The organism is Vibrio sp. 10N.222.52.B7 (assembly GCF_041474275.1).
GTDB classification, from domain to species: domain Bacteria; phylum Pseudomonadota; class Gammaproteobacteria; order Enterobacterales; family Vibrionaceae; genus Vibrio; species Vibrio crassostreae_C.
On sequence record NZ_JBFRTU010000723.1, the window covers coordinates 1 to 233 of the forward strand.

1 protein-coding gene is annotated in these 233 nt (G+C 44.6%); it reads left to right on the forward strand.

The genetic code is table 11. The annotated features are described in order from the left end of the window. Positions 1 to 91: 91 nt before the first annotated feature. A partial coding sequence (locus AB4512_RS24990) for a COX15/CtaA family protein (RefSeq protein ID WP_372176153.1) occupies positions 92 to 233 on the forward strand: 142 nt, incomplete at its 3' end.

Genomic DNA, 233 nt, shown 5'->3' on the forward strand with positions numbered 1-233 from the left:
GAGTTGATGAGCTTGAGTTAATGAGCTTTAGCAGATTGCGTTAATGCTGAGTGTTGTTAGCGAAAAGGGAATAAGTATAGGGAGATAAACGATGCAGAATAAAGCCCCTGATTTACTCATGCACATGATGAGATTAACTATCTTGTTAACCCTTACCGTGATTGTGCTCGGCGCTTATACCCGTTTGTCTGATGCTGGCCTTGGCTGTCCTGACTGGCCTGGGTGCTATGGAA